This is a genomic window from Actinoplanes subglobosus (assembly GCF_042650585.1).
GTDB lineage: Bacteria > Actinomycetota > Actinomycetes > Mycobacteriales > Micromonosporaceae > Actinoplanes > Actinoplanes subglobosus.
The window spans coordinates 174,905-199,264 of sequence record NZ_JBHSBL010000024.1; the positions used below are offsets into that span (position 1 = coordinate 174,905).

At 71.4% G+C, this 24,360-nt stretch carries 25 protein-coding genes; 10 read left to right on the forward strand and 15 right to left on the reverse strand.

Annotated elements, in window-relative coordinates:
- Nucleotides 1–30: 30 nt before the first annotated feature.
- The 3 genes from ACFO0C_RS34865 to ACFO0C_RS34875 are packed head-to-tail and all read right to left on the reverse strand — an operon-like array spanning nucleotide 31 to nucleotide 2,176.
- Nucleotides 31–993 (reverse strand): PDR/VanB family oxidoreductase, encoded by a 963-nt coding sequence (locus ACFO0C_RS34865; protein ID WP_378071030.1) that lies wholly within the window; start codon nucleotides 991–993, stop codon nucleotides 31–33.
- A complete protein-coding gene (locus tag ACFO0C_RS34870; RefSeq protein ID WP_378071031.1) occupies nucleotides 990–1,145 on the reverse strand; it encodes a hypothetical protein in 156 nt (51 codons plus the stop codon). The genes ACFO0C_RS34865 and ACFO0C_RS34870 overlap by 4 nt, the downstream gene beginning before the upstream one ends.
- The gene (locus ACFO0C_RS34875; protein ID WP_378071032.1) at nucleotides 1,142–2,176 is read right to left on the reverse strand and encodes a Rieske 2Fe-2S domain-containing protein; all 1,035 of its coding nucleotides are present in this window, start codon (nucleotides 2,174–2,176) and stop codon (nucleotides 1,142–1,144) included. The genes ACFO0C_RS34870 and ACFO0C_RS34875 overlap by 4 nt, the downstream gene beginning before the upstream one ends.
- Nucleotides 2,177–2,245: 69 nt before the next feature.
- On the opposite strand from ACFO0C_RS34875, the gene ACFO0C_RS34880 reads away from it, so the two are divergent.
- Nucleotides 2,246–3,019, forward strand: a complete 774-nt coding sequence (locus tag ACFO0C_RS34880; RefSeq protein WP_378071033.1) for an IclR family transcriptional regulator — start codon at nucleotides 2,246–2,248, stop codon at nucleotides 3,017–3,019.
- On the opposite strand, the gene ACFO0C_RS34885 is transcribed toward ACFO0C_RS34880, so the two are convergent.
- From ACFO0C_RS34885 to ACFO0C_RS34895, 3 genes are read right to left on the reverse strand one after another with little or no spacing between them, the layout of a single operon-like run.
- Complete coding sequence (locus ACFO0C_RS34885; protein WP_378071034.1) at nucleotides 2,985–3,653, reverse strand: dihydrofolate reductase family protein; 669 nt, start codon at nucleotides 3,651–3,653, stop codon at nucleotides 2,985–2,987. The two genes, ACFO0C_RS34880 and ACFO0C_RS34885, sit on opposite strands and share 35 nt — an antisense overlap.
- Nucleotides 3,653–4,120, reverse strand: a complete 468-nt coding sequence (locus ACFO0C_RS34890; protein ID WP_378071035.1) for an SRPBCC family protein — start codon at nucleotides 4,118–4,120, stop codon at nucleotides 3,653–3,655. Before ACFO0C_RS34890 ends, ACFO0C_RS34885 begins: the two co-directional genes overlap by 1 nt.
- A gap of 3 nt (nucleotides 4,121–4,123) precedes the next feature.
- A complete protein-coding gene (locus ACFO0C_RS34895) occupies nucleotides 4,124–4,465 on the reverse strand; it encodes an ArsR/SmtB family transcription factor (RefSeq protein WP_378071036.1) in 342 nt (113 codons plus the stop codon).
- A 91-nt stretch (nucleotides 4,466–4,556) separates the two neighbouring features.
- On the opposite strand from ACFO0C_RS34895, the gene ACFO0C_RS34900 reads away from it, so the two are divergent.
- From ACFO0C_RS34900 to ACFO0C_RS34910, 3 genes are all read left to right on the forward strand, one after another.
- A complete protein-coding gene (locus ACFO0C_RS34900; RefSeq protein ID WP_378071037.1) occupies nucleotides 4,557–5,879 on the forward strand; it encodes an AI-2E family transporter in 1,323 nt (440 codons plus the stop codon).
- A 135-nt stretch (nucleotides 5,880–6,014) separates the two neighbouring features.
- The gene (locus ACFO0C_RS34905; RefSeq protein WP_378071038.1) at nucleotides 6,015–6,458 is read left to right on the forward strand and encodes a YciI family protein; all 444 of its coding nucleotides are present in this window, start codon (nucleotides 6,015–6,017) and stop codon (nucleotides 6,456–6,458) included.
- Nucleotides 6,459–6,484: 26 nt separating this feature from the next.
- Nucleotides 6,485–7,747, forward strand: a complete 1,263-nt coding sequence (locus ACFO0C_RS34910) for an RNA polymerase sigma factor (protein ID WP_378071511.1) — start codon at nucleotides 6,485–6,487, stop codon at nucleotides 7,745–7,747.
- 39 nt (nucleotides 7,748–7,786) lie between these two features.
- Here the strand turns inward: ACFO0C_RS34910 and ACFO0C_RS34915 are convergent, their stop codons facing one another.
- Both ACFO0C_RS34915 and ACFO0C_RS34920 read right to left on the reverse strand, forming a co-directional pair.
- Nucleotides 7,787–8,263 carry a hypothetical protein gene (locus tag ACFO0C_RS34915; RefSeq protein ID WP_378071039.1) on the reverse strand — a complete coding sequence of 159 codons (477 nt, stop codon included), beginning with the start codon at nucleotides 8,261–8,263 and terminating at the stop codon, nucleotides 7,787–7,789.
- A 119-nt stretch (nucleotides 8,264–8,382) separates the two neighbouring features.
- Nucleotides 8,383–10,722: a glycoside hydrolase family 9 protein gene (locus tag ACFO0C_RS34920; protein ID WP_378071040.1), complete on the reverse strand. Its 2,340-nt coding sequence runs from the start codon at nucleotides 10,720–10,722 to the stop codon at nucleotides 8,383–8,385.
- A gap of 258 nt (nucleotides 10,723–10,980) precedes the next feature.
- Here ACFO0C_RS34920 and ACFO0C_RS34925 point away from each other — a divergent pair, with 258 nt between their 5' ends.
- Together ACFO0C_RS34925 and ACFO0C_RS34930 are read left to right on the forward strand one after the other, a co-directional pair.
- Nucleotides 10,981–11,964, forward strand: coding sequence for a glycosyltransferase family 2 protein (locus ACFO0C_RS34925; RefSeq protein ID WP_378071041.1), 984 nt, complete (start codon nucleotides 10,981–10,983; stop codon nucleotides 11,962–11,964).
- The gene (locus ACFO0C_RS34930; protein WP_378071042.1) at nucleotides 11,952–13,154 is read left to right on the forward strand and encodes a mannosyltransferase family protein; all 1,203 of its coding nucleotides are present in this window, start codon (nucleotides 11,952–11,954) and stop codon (nucleotides 13,152–13,154) included. The genes ACFO0C_RS34925 and ACFO0C_RS34930 overlap by 13 nt, the downstream gene beginning before the upstream one ends.
- Here the strand turns inward: ACFO0C_RS34930 and ACFO0C_RS34935 are convergent.
- Complete coding sequence (locus ACFO0C_RS34935; protein WP_378071043.1) at nucleotides 13,131–13,757, reverse strand: hypothetical protein; 627 nt, start codon at nucleotides 13,755–13,757, stop codon at nucleotides 13,131–13,133. The genes ACFO0C_RS34930 and ACFO0C_RS34935 overlap by 24 nt on opposite strands.
- Nucleotides 13,758–13,790: 33 nt before the next feature.
- Here ACFO0C_RS34935 and ACFO0C_RS34940 point away from each other — a divergent pair, with 33 nt between their 5' ends.
- Nucleotides 13,791–14,258 carry an SRPBCC family protein gene (locus ACFO0C_RS34940; protein ID WP_378071044.1) on the forward strand — a complete coding sequence of 156 codons (468 nt, stop codon included), beginning with the start codon at nucleotides 13,791–13,793 and terminating at the stop codon, nucleotides 14,256–14,258.
- Nucleotides 14,259–14,368: 110 nt separating this feature from the next.
- Here ACFO0C_RS34940 and ACFO0C_RS34945 read toward each other — a convergent pair whose 3' ends face one another.
- The 4 genes from ACFO0C_RS34945 to ACFO0C_RS34960 form a co-directional block, all read right to left on the reverse strand.
- Nucleotides 14,369–15,478 carry an acyltransferase family protein gene (locus ACFO0C_RS34945; protein WP_378071045.1) on the reverse strand — a complete coding sequence of 370 codons (1,110 nt, stop codon included), beginning with the start codon at nucleotides 15,476–15,478 and terminating at the stop codon, nucleotides 14,369–14,371.
- 81 nt (nucleotides 15,479–15,559) lie between these two features.
- Nucleotides 15,560–16,855: a hypothetical protein gene (locus ACFO0C_RS34950; RefSeq protein ID WP_378071046.1), complete on the reverse strand. Its 1,296-nt coding sequence runs from the start codon at nucleotides 16,853–16,855 to the stop codon at nucleotides 15,560–15,562.
- Nucleotides 16,848–17,369, reverse strand: a complete 522-nt coding sequence (locus ACFO0C_RS34955; protein ID WP_378071047.1) for an RNA polymerase sigma factor — start codon at nucleotides 17,367–17,369, stop codon at nucleotides 16,848–16,850. Before ACFO0C_RS34955 ends, ACFO0C_RS34950 begins: the two co-directional genes overlap by 8 nt.
- Before the next feature lie 78 nt (nucleotides 17,370–17,447).
- Nucleotides 17,448–17,966, reverse strand: coding sequence for a TetR/AcrR family transcriptional regulator (locus ACFO0C_RS34960; RefSeq protein WP_378071048.1), 519 nt, complete (start codon nucleotides 17,964–17,966; stop codon nucleotides 17,448–17,450).
- Between the two features lie 110 nt (nucleotides 17,967–18,076).
- Here ACFO0C_RS34960 and ACFO0C_RS34965 point away from each other — a divergent pair, with 110 nt between their 5' ends.
- Both ACFO0C_RS34965 and ACFO0C_RS34970 read left to right on the forward strand, forming a co-directional pair.
- Nucleotides 18,077–18,634: a hypothetical protein gene (locus tag ACFO0C_RS34965; protein ID WP_378071049.1), complete on the forward strand. Its 558-nt coding sequence runs from the start codon at nucleotides 18,077–18,079 to the stop codon at nucleotides 18,632–18,634.
- 10 nt (nucleotides 18,635–18,644) lie between these two features.
- Nucleotides 18,645–20,057: a dihydrolipoyl dehydrogenase family protein gene (locus ACFO0C_RS34970; RefSeq protein ID WP_449191504.1), complete on the forward strand. Its 1,413-nt coding sequence runs from the start codon at nucleotides 18,645–18,647 to the stop codon at nucleotides 20,055–20,057.
- On the opposite strand, the gene ACFO0C_RS34975 is transcribed toward ACFO0C_RS34970, so the two are convergent.
- Nucleotides 20,045–21,001 carry an AraC-like ligand-binding domain-containing protein gene (locus tag ACFO0C_RS34975; RefSeq protein WP_378071051.1) on the reverse strand — a complete coding sequence of 319 codons (957 nt, stop codon included), beginning with the start codon at nucleotides 20,999–21,001 and terminating at the stop codon, nucleotides 20,045–20,047. The two genes, ACFO0C_RS34970 and ACFO0C_RS34975, sit on opposite strands and share 13 nt — an antisense overlap.
- 153 nt (nucleotides 21,002–21,154) lie before the next feature.
- Between ACFO0C_RS34975 and ACFO0C_RS34980 the strand changes: the two genes are divergently transcribed.
- Complete coding sequence (locus ACFO0C_RS34980) at nucleotides 21,155–21,991, forward strand: alpha/beta hydrolase (RefSeq protein WP_378071052.1); 837 nt, start codon at nucleotides 21,155–21,157, stop codon at nucleotides 21,989–21,991.
- 36 nt (nucleotides 21,992–22,027) lie between these two features.
- On the opposite strand, the gene ACFO0C_RS34985 is transcribed toward ACFO0C_RS34980, so the two are convergent.
- Complete coding sequence (locus ACFO0C_RS34985) at nucleotides 22,028–24,283, reverse strand: M4 family metallopeptidase (RefSeq protein WP_378071053.1); 2,256 nt, start codon at nucleotides 24,281–24,283, stop codon at nucleotides 22,028–22,030.
- Nucleotides 24,284–24,360 lie beyond the last annotated feature (77 nt).

Here is a 24,360-nt window from a genome sequence, read left to right on the forward strand (position 1 = left end):
CACCCGCCGCCGTCGCTCCGGTCTCGGTTGTCAAAGGTCCAGGACGAGGTGGGGGCCGGCGGCGCGGGAGACGCACAGGAAGATGGTGTCGTTGGCGGCGCGTTCCTCGGGGGTCAGCAGGCTGTCGCGGTGGTCGACGGTTCCGGAGAGGACCGTCGTCTCGCACGTGCCGCATGTTCCCTCGCGGCAGGAGGACAGCACGGTGATCCCGGCGGCCTCGACGGCCTCGAGGATCGACCGGTCCGGGGGCACGGTCAGCGTTCGGCCGCTGGCCGCCAGTTCGACCTCGAACGCCCCACGCCGCCCGGCTGGATGCTGGTCGGCCGGAAGCTGCCCGGCCGAGGGCGGGGTTGATGCCGGGGTGAAGTGTTCGATGTGCAGGGGGCGGCCGGGGTGGCGCGTGCAGGATTCTGCGACGGCCCGCAGCATGCCGGCCGGACCGCAGCAGTAGACGAGCGTGCCGGGGGCGTGGCGTTCCAGTAGCGGGTCCAGGTCGATGCGGCGGTCCGGGTACAGGTGGACCCGGTCGCCGTAGCCGGCCGACAGGTGTGCGCGGAACGGCATCGACTCCGCGGTCCGGCCGGCGTAGTGGAGTTCCCACGGGGACTGCGCGGCGGCGAGCATCGGCAGGATCGGGGTGATGCCGATCCCTCCGGCCAGGAACAGGTAGCGGGGCGCCGGGAGCAGCGGGAACAGGTTGCGGGGACCGCCGACCCGGAGCACGTCGCCGGCCGCCAGCCGGGTGTGGACGTGCCGGGAACCGCCGCGGCCCGGTTCGGTCCGGCGCACCGCGATCCGCCACGCCGATCCGTCGGCGGGATCCCCGCACAGCGAGTACTGCCTGATCAGCCCGGAGGTGAGATGGACGTCGACGTGGGCGCCGGGTGTCCAGGCGGGTAGCGGACGGTTCTCCGCGCTTCGCAGGTCCAACGCGACGACGCCTTCGGCGATGTCGGTGATACGCGTGATCCGTACCATATGAAGGTTTTTCATCGGCGCTGCACCGCATCGGGATGGTCGGGGTGGGCCAGCAGCCATTCCCACATCGCGACCGGTTCGTCGGCCTCGGCCTGGGCGCCGCAGTGGCAGCGGCCGCGCAGCCGGTCGTCGCCCGGCAGCCAGGTGATCTTGAACGTCGCTTTCACCGGGTGCGCATCCGGTCCAGCAGGCGGCGTGCGGCGAGACCGCCGGTGTCGATGTTGATCGACAGTTCCTGGTAGCCGTCCGGTTCGCCGGCGATCACCTTCTCCAGGGTGTCGAGCGCGGTGACGTCCTGCAGCACGACGGTCCGGTTGCTCTTCGCCAGGTAGTCGCTGACGTCCTCGTCGTCGAGGGCGAAGTCGCGGGCCACCGCCCAGAAGTCGTGGGTGGAGTTCCCGGTCTCGGGTGTGATCGCGTAGACGACCTCGACGTGGAACGCGTGCGGGTCGCTACCGTCCTCGTCCGGCAGCACCCCGGCCGGCGCGATGCGGCTGTGCAGCAGGTAGAGGCAGGGTGGCGTGTACTCGATGTCCTGCCAGCGGGTGATCCGGCCGGTGATGCCGGTCGAGTTGGCGTAGAACGGCGGGCACGCGGCGTCGGCCATGTGCCGCGACACGTGGACGATGCCGGCCTCGTCGTCGACCTCGGTGGTGATCGGCGTCTCGGCGACCTCCGGTGTGCCGATGTAGCCGCCGTGCAGGTATGTCTCGTGCGACAGGTCCATCAGGTTGTCGACGAGCAGGCTCGCCCGGGCGGCGAGCGGTTCCATGCCGGACACGACGGTCCATCCGGGCAGGTCCAGCCATGGCGCCCGGGGGATCCGGGTCGTCGCGGCGAGCGCCGGGTCGCCGATGAACACCCACACGAACGAGTCCTGTTCGACGACCGGGTAGGTGCGCAGCCGTGCGGTCCGCGGCACCCGCGTCTGCCCGGGGACCGCCACGCACACACCGTCGGCGCCGTAGGTGAAGCCGTGGTAACCGCAGACCACGGTGTCGCCGGCCAGGTGGCTGGGCTTCTCCGAGAGCGGGAAACGGCGATGCACGCACCGGTCCGACATCGCGGTCACGGCACCGTCCGCGGTGCGCCAGAACAAGATCGATTCACCGCATACGGTACGGGTGAAAAGCTCCCGGCCGATCTCGCGTGTGTAGGCCGCCACGTACCACTGGTCCTGAACGAATGCCGTCGTCATGCCCGCCAGTTTGTGACCTGGGTCGCATCAGGGCATCCTGGGTTTCCGTCATTCGGAAGGACCCCGCCGATGGCCAAGCGCACCGCGACCGGCCCGGTGCTGGGTCGTGCCCTGCTGATCCTGGAGGCGTTCGGCCCGCGCCACACCACGCTCACCCTCACCGACCTGGCCCGCCGGGCCGGGCTGCCGCTGTCCACGGTTCACCGGCTGGCCGCCGAGCTGGTGGCGTGGGGCGCCCTGGAGCGTGACGAGGCCGGGCGCTACACCGTCGGCCTGCGCCTGTGGGAGGTCGGCTCGCTGGCGCCGCGCGGTCTCGGGCTGCGCGAGCGGGCCCTGCCCTACCTGGAGGACCTGTCCCAGGTCACCCACGAAAATGTGCAGCTCGCGGTGCGGGAGGGCGCCGAGGTGGTGTTCGTCGAACGGATCGCCGGCAGCCGGGCGGTGCCGGTGCACACCCGGGTCGGCGGCCGGTTCGCGCTGTCGGCCACCGGCGTCGGCCTGGTGCTGCTGGCACATGCGCCGCTGGAGCTCCAGGAGGAGGTGATCGGGTCGCCGGTCGAGCGGTTCACGCCGTACACCGTCACCGATCCGCCGGTGCTCCGGCGGATGCTCGCCGACGTGCGCACCAACGGCTTCTCGGTCAGCGACCGCCAGGTCACCGAGGACGCCCTGTCGGTGGGCGCCCCCATCCGTGACCCGCACGGCACCGTGGTCGCGGCGTTGTCGCTGGTCGTCCGGCACGGCACGGTCTCGCCGCACGCGCTGTCCCCGCTGGTGCGCTCCAGCGCGCGGGCGATCTCCCGTACCTTTACCGCGGCCGCACCGCGTAGGTCAGGTGCGTGACCCGCTCCGACGGCTCCGCGCGGATCTGCTCGAGCGCGACCCGCGACGCGTCGATGCCCTCGAACAGGCGGGTGCCGGCGCCGAAGAGCACCGGGGACACCGCGACGGTGAACTCGTCGACGAGGCCGGCGTTGACGTACTGCAGGATCGTGGTGCCGCCACCCCCGATCCGCACGTCGCGGTCCCCGGCGGCGGCGCGGGCCTGGTCGAGCGCGGCCCCGATGCCGTCGGTGACGAAGTGGAAGGTGGTCCCGCCGGGTCGCTCCCACGGATCGCGCTTGTCGTGGGTCACCACGAAGACCGGGGTGTGGAAGGGCGCCTCCTCCGGCCACGACTGCTCGCCCAGGTCGAACATGCGCCGGCCCATCACTGTGGCACCGGTGCGCGCGAACGTCTGCCGGGCGATGTCGTCGGCGACGCCCTCCTCGCCGCCGTCGCCGAACCCCAGGTTCTCCCGGAAGAAGCGGGTCGGGAAGATCCACTGCTGGAGCTCCATCCACTGGCCCATCCAGTGCCGGACCTCCGGGTCGTCCCGGTTCTCCGGCGCGAAGATGTTGCCGACGGAGGTCACCGGGACCGGCGCGACATAGCCGTCCAGGGACATCGAAACGCTGAAGAACACCTTGCCGGCCATCAGATCATGCTCCCGGTGATGTAGGAATCCAGCTTGCTCAGGGTCTGCTGCCCGCCCTCGACCGCGTGGTACTTCTCGGCCGCCTCGTCGCGCAGCTCCCTACTGGGGAAGATCGTGCGCATCACGAGCCGGGTCGCCGCGCCGTCGGCCGTGAAGGTCAGGACCGAGGTGAAGGCGTTCGGATCGCCGGCCGACTCGCCGTGCAGCAGCGCGATCCGCTCCGGCGGGACGATCTCGGTCCAGGTGATCCACTCGGGGTAGTCGGTGCCGTCCGGCCCGTGCATCACGAAGTCCCACACCGCGCCCTCGCGGAACTCGAAGGACCGCGTGGTGGTGCCGAACCCCTCCGGGCCCCACCAGCGGGACAGGTGCCGGACCTCGGTGAACGCCTGGAACACCAGCTCCGGCGGTGCGTCGATGAGCCGGGAGACCACGATCTCCCGGTCGGCGGTGTCCTCTCGTGCCATGGATCAGTCCTCCTGCTGTGTCCGCTTCAGGTCCTGCACATACGCGTCCAGCCTGTCGAAACTCCCGGCCCAGAACCGCTCGAACCCGCCGAGCCACTCGTGGACCGGTTGCAGCCCGCGCGCGTCCAGCCCGTAGAGCCGCTGTTTGCCGGCCTCGCGGACCCGCACCAGACCCACCTCGCGGAGCACCCGTAGGTGCTTGGACGCCCGTGGCTGACTCATGCCCAGCTGCCGGGCCAGGTCGGTGACCGGCCACTCGCCGGCCCGCAACAGCGCCAGGATGTCCCGGCGCTGCGGCTCGGCGATCGCGTTGAACGCGTCCGAGGTCGTCGCTGCTCGTGCCATGCCAGCGATCATATTCCCATAACGGCATGCGTCAAGTGGTGCCTGACGGGGAAGTGAGGGGGTGAAGTCACGCGGCGTAACGAGGAGAATCATGAGCTGGGCGCAGTCGGTTCGAGAACGTGCCCGTACGACGCTGGCCTCGGCGTCGACCCGGAACCTGCCGCCGCCGTTCGTGGCCGGGCCCGAGCTTTCCGAGCCGGCCGCTCCGGTGGTCGTGGTGAGCCAGCCGGCCAGCGACGACGTGCTGCCACCGGGAGTCCGGACGGCGGGCGCGTGGGCCTGGCGGTTCATCCTGTTCGTCGTCGCGACCTACCTTCTGCTGCGCCTGGTCGCGCTGCTGAGCGTGGTGATCATCCCGGTGGTGGTGGCGACCCTGCTGGCGGCGCTCTTCCAGCCGGCCAGCGCCGCGCTGGTACGGCACGGCGTCAAGCGGTCGCTGGCGGCGGGACTGGTCCTGGTCGCCGGCCTGGTGCTGGTCTTCGGCGGCCTCGGGCTGATCGTGCGCACCTTCATCTCCCAGCTCGACACCCTGTCGGAGCGCGTCACCCAGGGCGTCGACGAGGTGCAGACGTGGCTGTCCCGTGGCCCGCTGCACCTGACCGACGCGCAGCTGAGCCAGTACGTCGACCAGGCCCGCGAGGCCGTCAGCGCGAACCAGGGCGCCGTCACCAGCGGGGCGATCAGCACCGCGGCCACCCTGGGCGAGGTCGTGACCGGCTTCTTCCTGGTGCTGTTCACCCTGTTCTTCTTCCTGCGCGACGGCGGCCCGATCTGGTCGTTCCTGTGCCGGCTCCTGCCGCGGGAGGCGCAGGTGCCGACCGCGCGGGCCGGTCACTACGCGTGGCACACCCTGGTCTCCTACGTGCACGCCACCGTGCTGGTCGCGTTCGTCGACGCGGTCGGGATCGGCATCGGCCTGGCCGTGCTGGGGGTCCCGCTGGCCCTGCCGCTGGCCGCCCTGGTCTTCCTCGGCGCGTTCATCCCGGTCATCGGCGCGACCCTGACCGGCGCGGTCGCGGTGCTGGTCGCCCTGGTCGCCAACGGGCCGGTCACCGCCGTCACCGTGCTGGTGATCGTGATCGCCGTACAGCAGCTGGAAGGTCATGTCCTGCAGCCGCTGATCATGGGCCGGGCGGTCGCGCTGCACCCGCTCGCGGTGATCCTGGCGATCGCCGCCGGGATCGTGGTGGCCGGCATCGTCGGCGGCCTGATCGCGGTGCCGCTGCTCGCCGTGCTGAACACGGCGATCCGTTACCTGGTCAAGCACCCTTCCGGGGAGCCGACACCGGACCGTGAGCCGCCGGGCACCGAGCCGACCGACGACGATCAGGCCGAGCGGGAGGACCGGGCCGAAGCCGCCGCCCGCGCGATCGACCCCACCTCGCCGCCGCCGGTGAGCACCTCGGTGTCATGAGACGACGGCCCGGCTGAACGCCGCCTCCTTGATGCCGACCACGACAGAGTCGGAAAAACTTCGGGGACGGTGTCGACCGGGGTGCCGGCTGTTCGACGCCTTGGTGAGAGCGCACCCTGACACGAGGAGACAGCGATGCGGTTCATGGTGATCACCAAGGCCACGGCCCGGAGCGAGGCCGGGGTCATGCCCACCACCGAGGACTTCGAGACGATGGGCGCCTTCATCGAGGAGCTCGTCGACGCCGGTGTGCTGCTGGCCGCCGAAGGCATCGGCCCGAGTTCCGCCGGCGCCCGGATCTACTTCGACGGTGAGAAGACGACCGTGGTGGACGGGCCGTTCACCGAGTCCAAGGAACTCATCGCCGGCTTCTACCTGGTCGAGATGCGGTCGATGGAGGAGTGCGTCGAGTGGTTCAAGCGGTGCCCGGTCCAGCGGACCGGCGGCGAGCCGACGAACATCGAGATCCGCCGGCTCTTCTCGCCCGAGGACTTCGGTGAGGAGCTGACCGCCGAGCAGAGGGAAGCAGTGGCGAGGCGGGAGGAGACGGCGGCCCCGGCCTACCGGTCGGTGAGTTAGACAGAGGTCGGTGAGGTAGACACAGGATCGTGGCCACCGACACCCACCGCGCGATCGAGACCGTCTGGCGGATCGAGTCACCGCGGCTCATCGCCGGGCTGACCAGGCTCGTCCATGACATCGGCGTGGCCGAGGAGCTGGCACAGGACGCGCTGGTCGCGGCCCTGGAGCAGTGGCCCGCCGACGGTGTGCCGGACAATCCCGGCGCATGGTTGATGACGACGGCCAGACGGCGGGGCATCGACCGGATCCGGCGCGACGAGACCTTCCGGCGCAAGGCCGGGGAGATCGGCCGGAGCCTGGAGCAGACTGTCCCGGACATCGCGGTGCAGGTCACCGAGGACGACGGCATCGGCGACGACCTGCTGCGGCTGGTGTTCGTGGCCTGCCATCCGGTGCTGTCCACCGAGGCCCGGGCCGCGCTGACCCTGCGGCTGCTCGGCGGCCTGACCACCGGCGAGATCGCGCGGGCCTTCCTGGTGCCGGAGCCGACAGTGGCGCAGCGCATCGTGCGGGCCAAGAAGGCGCTGGCCACGGCGCGGGTGCCGTTCGAGGTGCCGAGGCGGGACGAGCTGGCGGGCCGGCTCTCCTCGGTCCTCGAGGTGGTCTACCTGATCTTCAACGAGGGCTACGCGGCGACCGCCGGCGACGACTGGATGCGCCCGGCGCTGTGCGGGGACGCCCTACGGCTCGGGCGGGTCCTGGCCCGGCTCGTTCCGCGCGAGCCCGAGGTGCACGGCCTGGTCGCGCTGATGGAGATCCAGGCGTCCCGGACGGCCGCCCGCACCGGTCCGGGCGGCGAGCCGATCCTGCTGGCCGACCAGAACCGGGCCCGCTGGGACCGGCTGCTGATCGGCCGCGGCCTGACCGCACTGGACCGGGCCGAGGCCCTGATCGACGGCCCTCCCGGGCCCTATGTGCTCCAGGCCGCGATCGCGGCCTGCCATGCGCGGGCCCGGCACTTCGAGGACACCGATTGGGTACGGATCACCGCGCTCTACGAGGTCCTGGCCGCGACGACGCCGTCCCCGGTCGTCGAGATCAACCGGGCGGTGGCGCTGACCATGGCGTACGGCCCGGACGCCGGGCTGGCACTGCTCGACCAGCTGGCGGCGTTCCCGGCCGTGCGGGGTTACCACCTGTTGGCCAGTGTCCGCGGTGACTTCCTGGTCCGGCTCGGCCGGCACGCCGAAGCCCGCACCGAGTTCGAGCGGGCGGCCGCCCTGACCCGCAACGAGCGCGAACGCACCCTGCTCCTGGACCGGGCGGCCGCCTGCGTCAGCGGCTGAACAGGCCGCCTGCGTCAGCGGCTGAACAGGCCGCTCGCGTCAGCGGCTGAACAGGCCGGTGGCGACCGCGAGGACCCGGTCGACCGTGGCACCGTGCGAGGTGCCGCAGTCCTGCACGACCAGCCTCGATCCGGGGCTGACCACCTCGTACTCGAATCCGTCGTTGCAGACCGCGGTCGGCGACGGCACGGATTCCACGGTGAACTCCGGCGAGGTCACCAGCCGGCCGAGCTCCTCCACGGTGGCGGCCGGCAGCGTGACCTTCGCGGGTGACTGGCCGCGCCGCGTCACGACGACCGTGCCGTCCGCCGCGATCTCGGCGCGATCGTCGAACCCGGCGAAACCACCCTGGCGATGAATGGTCAGCGGGAAGGCCTGACCGGCAGGCGCCGCAGACGAAGCCGCGGGTGACGCCGGGGACACCGGTGGTGCGGACGGCGTGGAGGCGGGCTCTGTCCCCGCGCAGCCGGCGAGCAGGAGGACGACCAGGACGATCGAAACGCGTGACTTCTGCACCAGGTTCCCTACGGTTCGGCGAATACCATCGGCAATGGTAGATACCCCGAATCCGTCAGCATCTGCCCAGGGCAGCCACAGGGTCGCTGCCCGCCCCCGTGCGGGCAGCGACCGGTGGTTCAGGCCGTGGTACAGGTCGTGCCGTTGAGGGCGAAGGCCGCCGGCGCCGGGTTCGACCCGGTGTGGGTGGCGTTGAAGCCGAAACTCACCGTCCCGCCCGCCGGAAGCGTGCCGTTCCAGGCGGCGTTCGTGGCGGTCACCTGTGTTCCGGTCTGGGTGACCACCGCCGACCAGGCCTGTGAGACCTTCTGCCCGGCGGTGTACGGGAAGGTCAGCGTCCACCCGTTGACCGCGGCCGGCCCGTTGGTGATCGTCACGGTCGCGGTGAAACCGGAACCCCAGTCGTTCGTGGCGTAGCCGACCCGGCAGCCCGGAGCGGGCGGCGACGGCGACACCGAGACCGACGGCGAGACCGAGGGCGACACCGAGACCGACGGTGACGGTGACGGGGAACCCGAGGGGGAGACGGAGACCGACGGTGACGGGGACGGTGTCGTCCCGTCCGGCACCGAACCCCACACCAGCGCTGTGCCGTCGAAGAGCGGGACACCGGTGTTCGGGCCGGCGGCCGCCCGGTAGGACGGGTCGTTGGCCGGATTCCACACGCCACCCTCGGCGACCCCGATCTTGAGCTGCACCTCCATCCGGTGTGCCGACTGCCCGGCCGGGGCGATGGTGTAGCCGGTACAGTCCACCTCGACGTACCAGACGTCGCCGGAGTGCTGCTTCGCCGTCGTCGGCCCCGGGCAGCCCTGGGTGTACGGCGAACTGACCGTCAGCGCGATGTTGTCGTCCCGGGTGAAGTAGTAGCGGAACCTCCCGGCGGTGAGGGCGCGGGCCGGGAACGCCGACTTGTTGTAGACGACCACCTTCACCCCGGTCGAGCGGGTCTCGTTCTGCATGATCGTCGTCTCGACCGACAGTTCCGGGATGTCCGGCGTCTCGGCGACCGGGAAGCCGGTCAGGGGTGCGCCGCCGAACTCGCCGTACAGCCGGGCCAGTGCCGACGTGAAACCGGCGTTGTAGTCGGTCGCGACCTCGTTCATCACGTAGTCGCCACGGCTGTCGGTGTACTTGTCGTCGGGGGAGGAGGGGCCGCCCACCAGAGCGCCGTAGAGCACGTGCCGGGTCTCGACCGGCACCTGCTGGCTGTCCCACCAGGAGCCGTGGGCCGTACGGTGATGGGGGTTCCTGGGGGAGTTGTCGCCGAACCCGATCACATAGCTGGAGGCGCGCGGGTTGTCGCCGAGCGCATAGTTGATCTGCTTCACCGCGAAGTCGTGATAGCGCACCTTGCGGGTCGCGTCGGTGATGTGGTCGCTGTGCACGAGCGCGACGAACGCGGTGTTGGCGGCGTACCGCAGGGCGCCCCACGAGTCGACGACCGCCATGCCGCCCGGCGAGGTGCGCACCTTCTCGCCGCCGACGCCGACGGTGAACCAGTCGAGCCACCGGTTCGCGTCGTCGAGGTACTTCTGCTTGCCGGTCAGCTGGGCCAGCAGCACGTAGTTGCCGTACTGCTTGTTGTCCCAGGAGATCGTCCACTTGTACATCTTGGTGGACGTCTGGTTCTCGTTGCCCTGCGCGTCGTAGCCAGCCTCGGCCTTGGCCAGGTAGGTGGCGTCGCCGGTGGCCCGGTGCAGCCAGATCGCACCCCACACCAGCTCGTCGGCGTAACCACTCCACGATTTGTAGAACGCCGTCGCGTCGGTGATGCACTCGTGGTAGCTCTTCCGGACCCGGTCGGCGAACGAGTACAGCTGCTTGGCGTGGGTGAGCAGGGTGTCGGCATACTGCGGGTCGGTGGGGCGGAAGACCATCGAGGAGGCCGCCATCGAGGCCGCCGTCTCCGCGGCCAGCTCGCTGCCACCACAGGTCGCATCGATCTTGTACGCCGGACGCGCCATCGGCATGACCTCGGCCGGTCCCCACCACTTGTGGTCGTCGTCGCCCTTGCCCACCTGCCCGTACAGCACGTCGGCCGACGGGTGCGCCTTGATGAAGTAGTCGTTCGGCACCCGCAGGTTGTTCAACAGATGGGTCAACTGCCCGGAGCCCGCGTACGCCTCCCGGTTCTCGATCGCACCCCACGCCAGCATGGTCGTGGTGAACGCCATCGGCAGGCCGAACTTGACGTGGTCGCCCGCGTCGTACCACCCGCCGGTCAGGTCGAGCCCGGTGCCCGCGCCGTCGGTCATCGCCGAGTCGCCACGCCAGGACACCCGGTTCCAGGCCGGCTTCTTCCCGGACACCTGGGCCTCGTAGAAGAGCAGCGACTTCTGCAGCGCCTCGCCGTAGCGGTAGGGCGGCGCGGCGGCCGCATCGGACGGTACAGCGACCCACAGCAGGCCGGCGCTGAGCGCGGCGGCCGTCAGAACCGTGGTGAGTTTCTTCAACATGGGCGGCCCCACCTCGCACCGGACAGTGACCGACATCGTTACATGGGAGCGCTCCCACTTCAAGAGTGTGTCCACCGTGTTACCGGCGGGGTTGCCCTGACGTGCGCCGGGACCCCTTCGGATGGCACGAGGACATCGATTGAGAGGTAGATCTCCCGGCGTCTCCCCGGAACGTGCCAGGCCCCGTCTACCAGGTGGGACTTCGATCGTCCGCGGGGCAGCCTTCACCACCGCGACGATCATGAAAGTGAGGGGCACATGGACGTTCTCGTTCCGCGGCTGTCGGTGGTGGTTCCGGTGTTCAACGAGGAGGACGTGCTGCCACTCTTCGCCCAGCGGATACGGCCCGTGCTCGACGGCCTCGATCTGGCCTACGAGGTCCTCGCCGTCGACGACGGCAGCCGCGACGCCACCCCGGCGGTCCTGGCGGCCATGCGCCGCGACTGGCCGCAGCTGCGTGTGATCCGGCTGCGCCGCAACAGCGGGCACCAGAACGCGCTCACCGCCGGCCTGCACCGCGCCCGCGGGCAGTTCGTGGCGAGCATCGACGTCGACCTCCAGGACCCGCCCGAGGTCATTGCCGAGATGCTGCGACTCGCCGAGGACACCGGACTGGACGTGGTCCACGGTGTCCGCGCCGACCGCAGCACCGACACCCCGTTCAAACGGTGGACCGCCGGCCTCTACTACCGACTCGTGCGCCGCGTCGTCGGCGCGTCGGTCCCGCACAATGCCGGCGACTTCCGGCTGCTCAGCCGCACGGCGGTGGACGCGCTGACCGGGCTGCCCGAGCAGCGGCCGGTCTACCGCCTGCTCGTGCCGTGGCTCGGCCTGCCCAGCGGCGAGGTCACCTACACCCGGGAGGTGCGGGCCGCCGGCCGCTCCAAGTACCCGATCGGCAAGATGATCCGGCTCGCCCTGGACAGCTTCACCGGGTTCTCCGCCGCGCCGCTGCGCGTGGCCACCTGGCTGGGCTGCGCGGGCATCGCCCTGTGCGTGGTGATCGGCGGGGCGGCGCTGGCCGCCTACCTGTGGGGGACCGTCGTCCCCGGCTGGACCTCGATGTTCGTGGCGCTGATGTTCGTCGGCGCGCTCCAGCTGCTGTGCCTGGGACTCCTCGGGGAGTACGTGGCGCGGATGTTCACCACGATGCAGGGCCGCCCGCCGTACGTGGTCACCTTCGACTCCGCGGTGACCGCACGACCGCTCGCCAATCAGGGAAGCGCGCCGTGGACACTCTGACCCTGGCCCCGTCCCCCGTCCGCGCTCCGGAGCCGACGGAGGCCGTACCACTCCATCGGCCCTGGCGCACGGCCGCCGTGACCGGCCTGTCGGTCTGGGCCGTCCTGACCGTCCTGCACCTGGCCGTCAGCGCGGTGGTCCGGCTGCCCCACGAGGGCGCCGAGACCCCCGGCCTGTGGTCGATCCTCCTGGCCTGGAACAACTGGGACGCCGGGCACTACGTGCGCATCGCCGAGGAGGGCTACCACGTCGGTCCCGGATTCCCGGCGTTCTTCCCGCTGTACCCGATCCTGATCCGCGTCTTCGACGTGATCGTGCCGGGCGGACCACTGATCAGCGCCCTGGTCGTCGCCAACCTCGCCGCGTGGGGCGCGCTGGTGATGCTGCACCGGCTGGCCGACCACGAGTTCGGTCCACGGGTCGCGCAGCGCGCCACCTGGTACCTGGCCGCCTTCCCGATGGGGTTCTTCCTGTTCATCGGCTACAACGAGTCGCTGTTCCTGCTGCTGGCGATCGCCGCGTTGTACGCCGGACGCCGTGGCCACTGGTGGCTCGCCGGCACGATGGGCGCGCTGTCGTCGGCCACCCGCCTGTTCGGGGTTCTGCTCATGCTGCCGCTCGCGGTGGAGTACCTGCGCCAGATCGGCTGGCGTCCCCGCGGGCTCCGGCCCGACGTGCTCGGCATCGCGATGGTGCCCCTGGGTGTGGTCGCGTACAGCGTCTACTGCCTGATCGACCTGGGCAGCCCGCTCGCCTTCAGCATCGCCCAGGACCAGTGGGGCCGGCAGTACACGTTCCCGGGCGGGGCCGTGGTGACCGCGATCCAGCAGGGTGCCCGGCACGGCCTCCTGCATCCGGCCGCGCTCGGCGCGATCGTCGACGTCGGCACCACGCTCGCCGCCGTGGCGCTGCTGGTCCTCTGTGTGAAGGGCCGGTTCCGGTTCCGGCGCGACCAGATGTACCTCGTGGCACAGGGCGCGATCACCGTGCTCATGCTGATGTCGACGGAGGTCGGCGGCCGCTCGATGCAGTCCGCCGCCCGCTACTCGATGGAGGCCGTCGCCATCTTCCTGATCCTGGCCCGGATGGGGGGCCGTCCGTGGGTCGACCGGGCCGTGGTGGTGACCGGCGTCGGCCTCCAGGCGGTCCTGCTGCTGGTCTTCATGTCAGGCACATTCCTCGTCGCGTGAGGGCACCTCGACGGTGGTGGTGATGCGTACCAGTGCGGGAGATCGCGGTGCCGAACCGAACCCGAACCGCACCGGCGGGTCGACCGGGGCCAGCCGGCCGAGGTCGTCGCCGTCGAGGGTGGCGCCGACGGTGGTGATGCGGTGCAGGTCGCGGGCCGCATACCACTCCCGGCGTCCGTTGCCGGCGCTGCCGTGGGTGCGGACACCCCGCAGCAGCCGGGCGGGCAGGCCGATCAGCCGCACCCACGGCAGGTGCCCGGCCAGGGGTGGCGGCACGGCGTGCAGCAGCCGGCCCAGTACGCCACGGCCGCCGGTGGTGAACCGTATCCACAGCGGCCCGGCGGTCACGGTCCACACCGCCGGGGACCGGTCGACGGTGATCGGCACGACCCGTACCTCGTCGAAGGTGTAGGTTCCGGCGACGAAACGGGCCAGCTCGGCCGTCTCGGCCAGTAACAGGCGATGGCCGCCGGGGGTCTCCACCATGACGTCGGTGACCGGCCCGAACGGCGAGCCCGGCCAGTGCCCGACCACCAGCCGCGTGCCACCGGCCGTGCCCAGGCCGGCGATCCAGCCGTCGAAACGCAACCGCACATGATCCATGTGTGTGTCATACCCCGCGGCTAGCGTTATGTGATGAGCCGATTCAGTGTCAGCCGGGATGTGCGTGCCAGTGCCACCGACACGTGGGCCACGCTGGTGGACTGGCCACGCCACGGCCGGTGGGTGCCGCTGACCGTCCTGCGGGTGCAGAGCGAGCGGCCCGACGGGGTCGGCGCCCGGTTCGTCGCGCGGACCGGGGTGGGGCCGCTGGCCTTCGACGACCCGATGAGCGTGGTGACCTGGGAGCCGCCGGGCGGTGACGACCCGGGTGATCGGCCCGGCCGCTGTGAGATCACCAAGCACGGCCGGGTCGTGCACGGCACCGCCGCGTTCACGGTGACGCCGTTGCCGGGCCGCCGCTGCCGGGTGGTCTGGATCGAGGACGTGACCGTGTCACCGCGCCGCCTCGCCCGCCTCACCGGTCCGCTGGTGTCGCTGATTGGCCGGGCCGGGTTCGCGGCCACGTTGCGGGGGCTGGCCCGCGATGTGGAGAGGGGCTGACGCGGGGCCGGCCCCGCGATGTGGCGAGGGGTTGACGCGGGGGCTGGCCCGCGATGTGGAGAGGGGTTGACGCGGGGGCCGGCCCCCGACGTGACGAGGGGGCTGGCGCCTCACCGGAGGCGCTGGAAAGGGGTTTCGAAGAGCGCCGCGAAGAGGCGGGCCGCCAGCAGGCACAGCGGGACCACCAGGACGACCGTGACGGCGAAGGCGGACAGGTGCGAGGTGGTGGCCTTGGCCACGACCAGGGTGCTGACCAGGGCGACCACCGGCATGTGGATGAGGTAGAGGCTGTAGGAGTAGCCGCCGAGCGCCTGGAGCGGAGCGCGGTTCAGCAGACGGGCGAGCCGGGCCGGGCGGCCCGCGGCGACGGCTGTCAGGAACAGGGCGATCGCGGGCCCGGCGGCCAGATCCAGCCAGTAGTAGCGGGTGACCGTCCACGTCGAGTCGTGCACCGCGATCAGGGCCAGGACCGGCGCGGCGGCCAGCGCGGACAGGGCGAGCCACGGCCGGCGCCGGAGCCGTTCGCCGGCGGCGACGATCCCGGCGGCCAGCACGCCCACGGTGAACAGCGGGGCCAGTTCCAGGGTGTAACCGATCGCCCGGGAACCGGTGGACAGCGTGGGGAACAGCAGGCCGGCCGCCACCACCGGCACGGTGGTCAGGGCGAGCGTCACCGTCGCGCCGAACCGGCGGCGGGCCATCAGCACCAGCGGGAACAGCAGGTAGAGGCCGGCCTCGGCGGCGATCGACCAGAACGCGCCGTTCGGCGCGGGCGTCGCGACGGCGTCCTGGAGCAGCAGGGCGTAGACGGCGAAGGACCGGAGCGTCGGTGGTTCGCTCAACGGGAGGTACGGGACAGCCGTCGCGATCACGGCGCTGGCCACGAGGGCCGCCCAGTAGGCGGGCAGGATCCGCAGAGCACGCCGCCGCAGGTAACGCCGTGCGCCACCGAGCTGCCACATGTTCCGGGCCGGCGCGATGGCCAGCGAGAAGCCGGACAGCACGATGAACACGATCACCGCCAGGCGCCCGTGGATCAGCCAGCCGAGCCAGGCCGGCCCGGTGTTCGCCGGATAGCCGGGAAACGACAGCATCCAGCAGTGATGGACCACGACGTAGAGGGCGGCCAGGCCGCGGATCCCGTCGAGGCCGGCCACCCGGCGGTCGTCGCGCGGCGGCTCGCTGATCACGGCCGGCCGGTCCAGGGTCGAGACACTCACTCTGCGGTTCCGCCTTTCGGGCGCACGCCGGTCACCGGACACGGCCCATGGCCGTTCCGTTACGCGGTGTGAAACTGGGGGTTAGGGGAGGCGGGCCTGCCGCCAGGTTCTGCCGTCCTTCGAGACGTACGCGCCGGTCTCCGCCGGCACCACGTACGAGATGTCCGCGCGTGTCGAGGCGACCCGTACCGGCCACATCGGGAAATCGGGATAGCCGGTCAGCTCGGCCGGTGTGTACCGGCCGGGCCCGTCACCGGTGACGGGTTCGGAGGCGGTCTGGACGATGTGCGTGCCGTCGGCGGCGACGAACCCGGGCGTGAGCTGGACGGCGCTGATCTCCGCACCGGCCTGCCAGGTCACCCCGCCGTCGGTGGTGCGATGGGTGTCGAAGACCCCGTCCCGCCGGTAGGTCAGGGCGTACGCCGTCGTGCCGGTGCCGGCCGCCACCTTCGGCAGGTACATCGGTGCCAGCCATTCGCCCTCCGGGGTGGCCGCCACACCGTCGGTGAAGACATGGGTGTGCCAGGTCCGGCCGGCGTCCGAGCTGGTCGCCACCGCGGGTTTCCTCGTGGCCGGGTCCAGGCCGGACACCCAGATCCGCCCGTCGAGCGGAGCGTTGACCTCGTTGGTCCAGCCGGGTTCGAGGACGATGCCGGTGGGCTGGGTGGCCAGCGGGGCGAACCGGCCGGTGTCCGGATCGATCACACCGACCTTGCAGGCCGGGAGTTCCAGCAGGTCACAGTCGGCCGGTCGGGCACCGTCCGGGACCGAGGCCGCCGGTTCGGACGCGGCGACGGTCCGCACCCACGTCTCGCCGCCGTTGCGGGTGATCCAGGTCCGCATGACCGCGGCCGGTGTCGTCGGGCCGGCAGTCGGGCCGCCCGCGCCCGGGCTCTGGAACGGGTCGATGGCGGAATTGCCCTGCTCGCTCCAGCTGAGGATGCCGGGGGCCAGTGCGACGAGCGTCGCATCGGACCGGCTGGTGGTGTCCGTCGGCGCGGCCGGGGTGGTGCGCCGCTGCCAGGAGCCGCCGCCGTCGGTCGACACGTACAGTTCGGCGTCGCAGTCCGGGCAGCTGCGGTACAGGCCGTACAGCTCGGTGCCGGTACTCGCCGCCGCGATCATCCGGGGCCAGCCGGTGCCCGGGTCGCCGGTGGCCGTCGGGACGGGATCGAGCGAGCCGTAGTCGGACGGGGTGTTCTGCACGGTGTATCCGAAGCTCACCGCGGCCAGGGCGGTCACCAGGAACACCGCGCCCGTCGAGGCGGCCCGGCGGCGGCGTACCTTGCCGGCCCGTCGCTGGACGGTGCTGAACTCGGGCTGCCGGACCGCGTTGCCGACCTCGGACCGCAGCTGCTCGAACTGTGGTTCACGCATGGCGTACCCTCTCGGGCAGTGAGACCGGCCCGTCGTCGGACAGGAAGCCGGCCAGCGCGGCCCGGCCCCGTGCGAGCCTCGCCTTGACCGTGCCCACCGGAACGCCGAGCGTGGCCGCGACCTCGGCCACGGAGAGGTCGGCCAGGTGGTGCAGCACCACCGCCTCCCGGGTGGCCGGCGCCAACCGCCGCAGCGCCGCCACCAGCACCACGCGGTCGCCGGACACGCCGGGTGCCGCTTCCGGGGAGGCCTCGACCCGGCCCGAACGGACCAGCCGGTCGAAGAGCCAGCGCCGCCGGTAGCGGGTCCGGGCGACGTTGAGGGCGGCGACCCGCAGCCACCGCTCGGCGTCGTCGGCCTTCAGGAAGGACCGCGGCGCCGCCAGCACCCGGGCGAACGCCTCGTGCACCGCGTCCTCGGCCTCGGCGACGTCACCGACCAGGCCGAACACCGCCGTCACCAGCCGCCGGTAGTAGGCCTCGTACGCCTGCCGTACCGATTCCTCGGCATCCACTCGACCTCCCCGTCGTCACCACTCGTCGCAGGAAGGACCAACAGCTCGTCCACCCGGTTGCATCGGTGACGGAGTTTTTCAGGTGGCCTGGATCCGGACCAGTCCGTCGACGCCGTCGAGGAAGGTTTCGCAGACCAGAACCGGGTCGAACAGGCAGCCGGCGGCCATCGCGCCGTCGCGGAGCATGACGAAATGGCGGGCGGTCGGCTCGGGGAGCAGAGTGCCGATCGTGTCGAGGAACCATTGGCGGTGGGCGAGGACCGCCTGGTGCACCGGGTGGGCGGGGTCGGGGTATTCGGCGACCGCGTTGAGGAAGGCGCAGCCGCGGAAACCGGGGGACCGGATGCCGTCGGCGATCGCCTCCGCGACCTCCCGGACGGTGCGGGCCGCCGCCACCTGTCCGCGGATCGCCTCGTCGGCGCTCCGCAGGTAGGCCAGGACCAGGTCTTCCTTGCCGGGGAAGTGCCGGTAGAACGTGGCCCGGGTCACCTTGGCCTCGGCGATGATCCGGTCGACGCCGATCGCGTGGATGCCCTCGGCGTAGAAGATGCCGCTCGCCGTGGTCAGGAGCCGCAGTCGTGCCTCGGAAGTCGCCATCGGCCGATCATAGCCGCTTTGCGAGATAGAACGTTCGGTCTTGACAGCGGCTGCCGTGATCCGTCATCTTTGGCGAGACAGAACGTTCGTTCTACCTGTGAGGGATCGCCATGACCACGACCACCGCCCCCGGGATCTCGACGACGGCGGCCGCCCTGCGGAGGCTGTACTTCGTCCGGTTCGTGTTCGCCATCGTCTGGGCCGGTGTGACGACCGCGGTCGCCGACGAGCTCGGCCTCCTCACCGCCGTGCTCTTCGTGATCTACCCGCTGTTCGACGTGGCCGCCGCCGTCGTCGACGCCCGTGCCTCCCGCTCCACCGGATCGCCCACCCTGCTCTACCTGAACATCGCGGTCAGCTCGCTCACCGCGATCGGCCTGGCCGTGGCGGCCACGTCGGGCGTCCCGGCGATGCTGCGGGTGTGGGGCGCCTGGGCGATCGTGGCCGGTGTGATCCAACTCCTCGTCGGCGCGAGCCGCCGCAAGATGGGCGGCCAGTGGCCGATGATCTTCAGTGGTGGCCTGTCGGTGCTGGCCGGCGGTTCCTTCGTCGCCTCGGCCTCGGCGGCCGAACCCGCGCTCGCCAACGCCGTCGGCTACGCCATCCCCGGCGCGATCTTCTTCCTCATCGCGGCCATCCGTCTCGGCCGCGCGGCGAAAGGCAACTGACATGCGGACCATGGCGTACGACGTGATCGTGCTCGGTGCCGGACCGGTCGGGGAGAACGTCGCCGACCGGGTCGTCAAGGGTGGCCTGACAGCCGCCGTCGTCGAACGGGAACTGGTCGGCGGCGAGTGCTCCTACTGGGCGTGCATGCCGACCAAGGCGTTGCTGCGCGGTGCGGCGGCGCTCCGGGCGGCCCGCAGTCTGCCCGGCGCCCGGGAGGCGGTGACCGGTGACCTCGACGTGGCCGCCGTGCTCGCTCGCCGGGACGGCTTCTCCTCGCACTGGAAGGACGACGGGCAGGTCGCGTGGCTCGAATCGGCCGGGATCGCGCTGCACCGCGGCCACGGCCGGATCAGCGGCGAGCGGACCGTCGAGGTGACCGGCGAGGACGGTGTGACGACGCTGCTCACCGCCCGGCACGCGGTCGTCGTCGCCACCGGCAGCAGCGCGCTCGTCCCGGAGATCGCCGGCCTGCGGGAGGCACGGCCGTGGACGAGCCGGGAGGCCGCCGCCGCGAGCGGTGTCCCGGCCCGCCTGGCGATCATCGGCGGGGGAGTGGTGGCGACCGAGATGGCGACCGCGTTCGCGAGCCTCGGTTCCACGGTGACGGTGCTGGCCCGCGACGGTGTGCTGCCGCAGGCCGAGCCGTTCGCGGGCGAGCTGGTCACGGCGTCGCTGCGGGAGTCGGGCGTCACGGTCCGGCTCGGTGCCGAGGTGGCGTCGGCCGGGCGGGACGGCGACGGCACGGTCCACCTCGTCCTCACCGGCGGCGACCGGGTCGAGGCCGACGAGGTGCTGGTCGCGATCGGTCGTACCCCGAACACGCGGGACATCGGCCTGGACACGGTCGGCCTGGAACCCGGGTCATGGCTCGCCGTCGACGACACGTTGCGGGTCCTCGACGGCGGCGGATGGCTGTATGCCGCCGGAGACGTCAACCGGCGTGTGCTGCTCACCCACCAGGGCAAATATCAGGCCCGCGCGGCCGGCGACGTGATCGTGGCCCGTGCCACGGGCGCACCGGTCGACGACGCCCGGTGGGGCCGGCACGTCGCGACGGCCGACGGGCGTGCTGTGCCGCAGGTGGTGTTCACCGACCCGGAGGTCGCGTCGGTGGGCCTGACCGCGGCCGCCGCCGAAGCCGCGGGTCTGCGGATCCGGGTCGTCGACCACGACCTGGCCGCCGTCGCCGGGTCCGCGCTGCACGCCGAGGGATTCCGTGGACAGGCCCGGATGGTGGTCGACGAGGACCGGCGGGTGATCGTCGGTTTCACCGTGGCCGGCCCGGACGTCGCGGAGCTGCTGCACGCCGCGACGATCGCCATCGTCGGCGAGGTCCCGCTGGACCGGCTGTGGCACGCGGTCCCCGCGTTCCCCACGGTCAGCGAGGTCTGGCTGCGACTGCTGGAGTCCTACGGCCGCTGACTGTCACGCCACTGCCGCGGGCTGACGCCGTGGGCGGCGCGGAACGCCTTGCTGAAGTGGGCCGGATCGGTGAAACCCCAGCGCCGGGCGATCGCGGCGATCGGTGTCCTGGTCCGGGCCGGGTCGGCGAGCCAGCGGCGGGCCCCTTCCAGCCGGCCGCGGCGGACCCACTCGCCGTAACGGATGCCCTCGCGTTGCAGGATGCGATGGAGGTAGCGCACGGAGATGTGGTGCCGGGCCGCGACCGCTGCCGGGGACAGGCCCGGATCGGTGAGGTGCGATCGCATGTCGGCGAGGATCCTGGTCGCGAGCGTGCTCGCGGCCAGGTCCCGGCTCAGCCGGCCGTCGCCGAGCTGGACGGAGAGCGTGGCCCGGATCAGCTCGGCGGTCGGGATCGCGACCGCCGGGCCGTGGCCACCGCCGAGGACCGCCGGATCGTCGGCCAGCCGGGCCAGGTATTGCGAGGTCAGGCCGGCCAGGGGGTTGCCGGTGCCGATGCGGACCGCGCAGACGTCACGGACGGCGTCGGCGGGAAGGGCGAGCGCCGAGCGCGGTATGCGGAAGAAGGTGGTGTCGATGCCGTCGCCGAACAACAGGCTGTACGGCGACGCGGTGTCGTAGACGGCGAAGTCGCCCGCTGTCAGCACCGCCTCCCGGCCGTGCTGGACGACGATGCTGGATCCGGTGCGCTGGAGACTGAGGAACACCATCGGCTCGGTGTCCTCGCGGGCCAGCCGGGGTGTCCGCCGGACCGTCGCCGGGGTGGCCCGGGTGGCGCAGACGCCGATCTCGCCGCACTGCCCGAGGGCGAGCGACACCGCCATGTCCGCCGCCGCGACATGATGTTCTATGTCCACCCGCACGACGCTCTCGCGGACCAGCGATCGGACCGCGTCCTCCCGGTCCCGCGGGGCCAGCGTGACGGTGTCGAGTGTCGCCTCCACCCGCTCACCGTGCCACGGGACATCGGCATCGGACAACGGCGTCCCGCAACCGGTCCCGGAGAGACACGACGAGTGCGCTGACGGCCAACTCCGCCGGGTCGCGCGCCACCTAGTCTGCTGCCGCACACCCGCGCCGACAGAGGAGAACAGACGATGAGCCCACAGAGCGATCTCGCACAGATCGAGGCCGCGAACGCCTCCGGCCTGCCGCCGGTGGTGTTCATCCACGGCCTGTGGCTGTTGCCGTCGAGCTGGCAGCGGTGGGCGGAGCTGTTCGCCGCGGCCGGGTACGCGCCCGTCGTCCCGGGCTGGCCGGACGACCCGGAGACCGTCGAGGAGGCCAACGCCCGTCCCGAGGTGTTCGCGAAGAAGAGCGTCGGCCAGGTCGCCGACCACTTCTGCGATCTGATCGGCCGGCTGGAGCGCAGGCCCGCGATCGTCGGGCATTCGTTCGGCGGTCTGCTCGCCCAGATCAGTGCGGGCCGTGGCCTGGCGTCGGTGTCGGTGGCGATCGACCCGGCGCCGTTCCGTGGGGTGCTGCCACTGCCGATCTCCGCGTTGCGGGTGGCGAGCGCCGTCATCGGCAACCCGGCCAACTACCACCGGGCCGTTCCGTTGACCTACGACCAGTTCCGGTACGGCTTCGCCAACGCCGTGACCGAGGAGGAGGCCCGCGAGCTGTACGCCACCTACGCGGTGCCGGCCTCCGGGGAACCGCTGTTCCAGGCGGCCACGGCCAACCTCAACCCGTGGACCGAGGTCAAGGTCGACACCACCGGTCCGGACCGTGGCCCGCTGCTCATCATCTCCGGCGAGAAGGACCACACCGTCCCGTGGGCCATCGCCGAGGCGTCCTACCGGCGGCAGAAGGACAACCCGGGCGTCACCGAGATCGTCGAGATCCCGGACCGCGGGCATTCGCTCACGATCGACAGCGGCTGGCGTGAGGTCGCCGGTACGGCCCTCGCGTTCGTCCAGCGGTTCCATTAGGACGAACGCGAGAGCCGCGGGCCCGTGGCCTCCCGGTCAGAGGTTCAGGGACCAGCTGTTGATGTAGCCGGTGTCCAGGGACGCGGCGTCCTGGACCCGGAACTTCCACGCACCGTCGGCGACCTCGGAGGAGAGGTTCACCGTGTAGGTGGCGTCGATGTTGTCGGCGCTGCCGCCGCTGCGTGCCCGCAGCGAGTAGACCGTGCCGTCCGGGGCGACCAGCGACAACGCGAGGTCACCGACGTACGTGTGGACGATGTGCACCTCGACCGTGCTGCTCGCCGACGCGTTGCCGGCGCAGCCGCTGATCACGATGGTCGACTCGACGGTGGTGTTGTCGGAGATCGCGACGTCGCTGGCGTTGCTTCCGGAGCAGCCGGGCAGGCCGTTGACGGTGAGGGCGACGTTCGCCTGCCTGATCGTCGCCGGTGACGTGCCGACGACGACGACCGTGTACTGGCCGCTGTCGGCGTCCTCGGAGGCGGTCAGCGTGAGTGTCGACGTTTCGCCGGCGGTCACCGACGGCGAGCTGAAGGTGGCGGTCACGCCGGCCGGGACGCCGGAGGCGGTGAGGTCGATGGTCTGGGCCTCGCCGTTGACGCTGGCCGTGGTGACGGTGACGTCGGCCGAGGTGCCCGGGTCCAGCGACAGGGTCGTCGGGGCGACGGCGACCGAGAAGTCGTTGGTGACCGGGCACTCCAGGTCGTTGCCGGCGACGTTGACCGCGGTCCAGGCGGCCTGGACGGTCTTGTACTCGGTCGAGCACAGGCCGTACAGGTCGGTGGCGGCGGACAGGGTGTAGGCGCGGGAGGTGTTCGCCGGGGTGGTGGTGTTGACGTAGCGGGTGTTGGAGGTGAAGTAGACGTCCAGCGCCCGGTACCAGATCTTCTCGGCCTTCTCCCGGCCGATGCCGGTGACCGGGGCGGCGCTGCCGCAGACCGGGGAGGTGCCGTACGCGGTGGCGCCGGTGCCCTCGGCCAGGTTGAAGAAGAAGTGGTTGCCCGGTCCGGACGAGTAGTGCACGTCGACGCTGTTGGTGCTGGTCGACCAGCAGCCGTGCGACGAGCCGTCCAGGGTCGGGTTGTACATGTAGCGCAGCGGGGCGCCGGTGCCCCGGATGTCGATCTTCTCGCCGATGTCGTAGTCGCCCGGGTCGCTGGCGGTGTTCGCGTAGAACTCGACGGCCGTACCGAAGATGTCGCTGGTGGCCTCGTTGAGGCCGCCGGACTCACCGGAGTAGGTCAGGCCGCCGGACACCACGTTCTCGGTGACGCCGTGCGACATCTCGTGGCCGGCCACGTCGAGGGAGACCAGCGGCTTGGCGTTGCCGGCCCCGTCGCCGTAGGTCATCTGGGCGCCGTCCCAGAACGCGTTGACGTACGCGTTGCCGTAGTGCACCCGCGAGGGGACGCCGCGCCCGTCGCCGAAGATGCCGTTGCGGCCGTGCACGTTCTTGAAGTAGTCGAACGTCGCCGCCGCGCCGAAGTGCGCGTCCACGGCCGCCGACTGCCGGCTGGTGGTGGCGCCGGTGCCCCAGATGTTGTCGTCGTCGGTGAAGGTGGTGCAGGTGCTGGTGCCGTTGTTCATGTCGCAGGTGCGCCCGTTGCCGCGCTCCGGGTCGATCAGGTTGTACGTGGAGCCGGACAGTGTGGTGTCGACGGCGACGGTGCCCGAGTAGACGCTGGCGCCGGTGCCCGCGACGGACTCGATCTCGTTGTACTCGCCGATGTGCGCGCCGGTGATCGCGTCGGTGATGACGTGCAGGTGGGAGGGGGTCTGCTTGTCGGGAGCCCAGCCGTGGATCACGGTCTCCCAGGCGAGACGGCCGTGTCCGGTGCTCGCGTCGACGAACAGCTCCGGGGTGCCGCTCGCGGTGCGGGTGCCCTCGAAGCGGTCCTGGGCTGCCCGCAGTGCCTTCGCGCTGGTGACCTTCGGGGTGGTCACCAGTGTGAGGGGCGCGGCCAGGCCGACCGAGGTGCCGGTGAGCTTGCCCGCGGCGTCGGTGTGCACGACGAAGTCACCGCCGTACACGCGCAGACCCTGGTAGCTGCGGGTGTAGCGGACGTGGGCGTCGCCGTCGGCGTCCACGGTGGAGCGGTAGGCGGTGTAGGACTCGCCACCGGCGGCGGCGATCGCGGCCGGACGGGCCTTGATCAGGTCACCGGACCGGCTGACGGCCTGGGCCTCGGTGGGTTTGGGCTGCGGCACTGCTGCCGAGCTGCTCGCGGCGGTGGCCACGAGGGCGCTGCCGACCAGCGCGGTGACGCCGGCAAGCGCGAGGGATTTCTTCACGCGGTTCCTCCCGAACCAGATATCCACACATGGCAATGTGTGGATAAATTATGACGCGGGGATAGTGATGAGCTTAT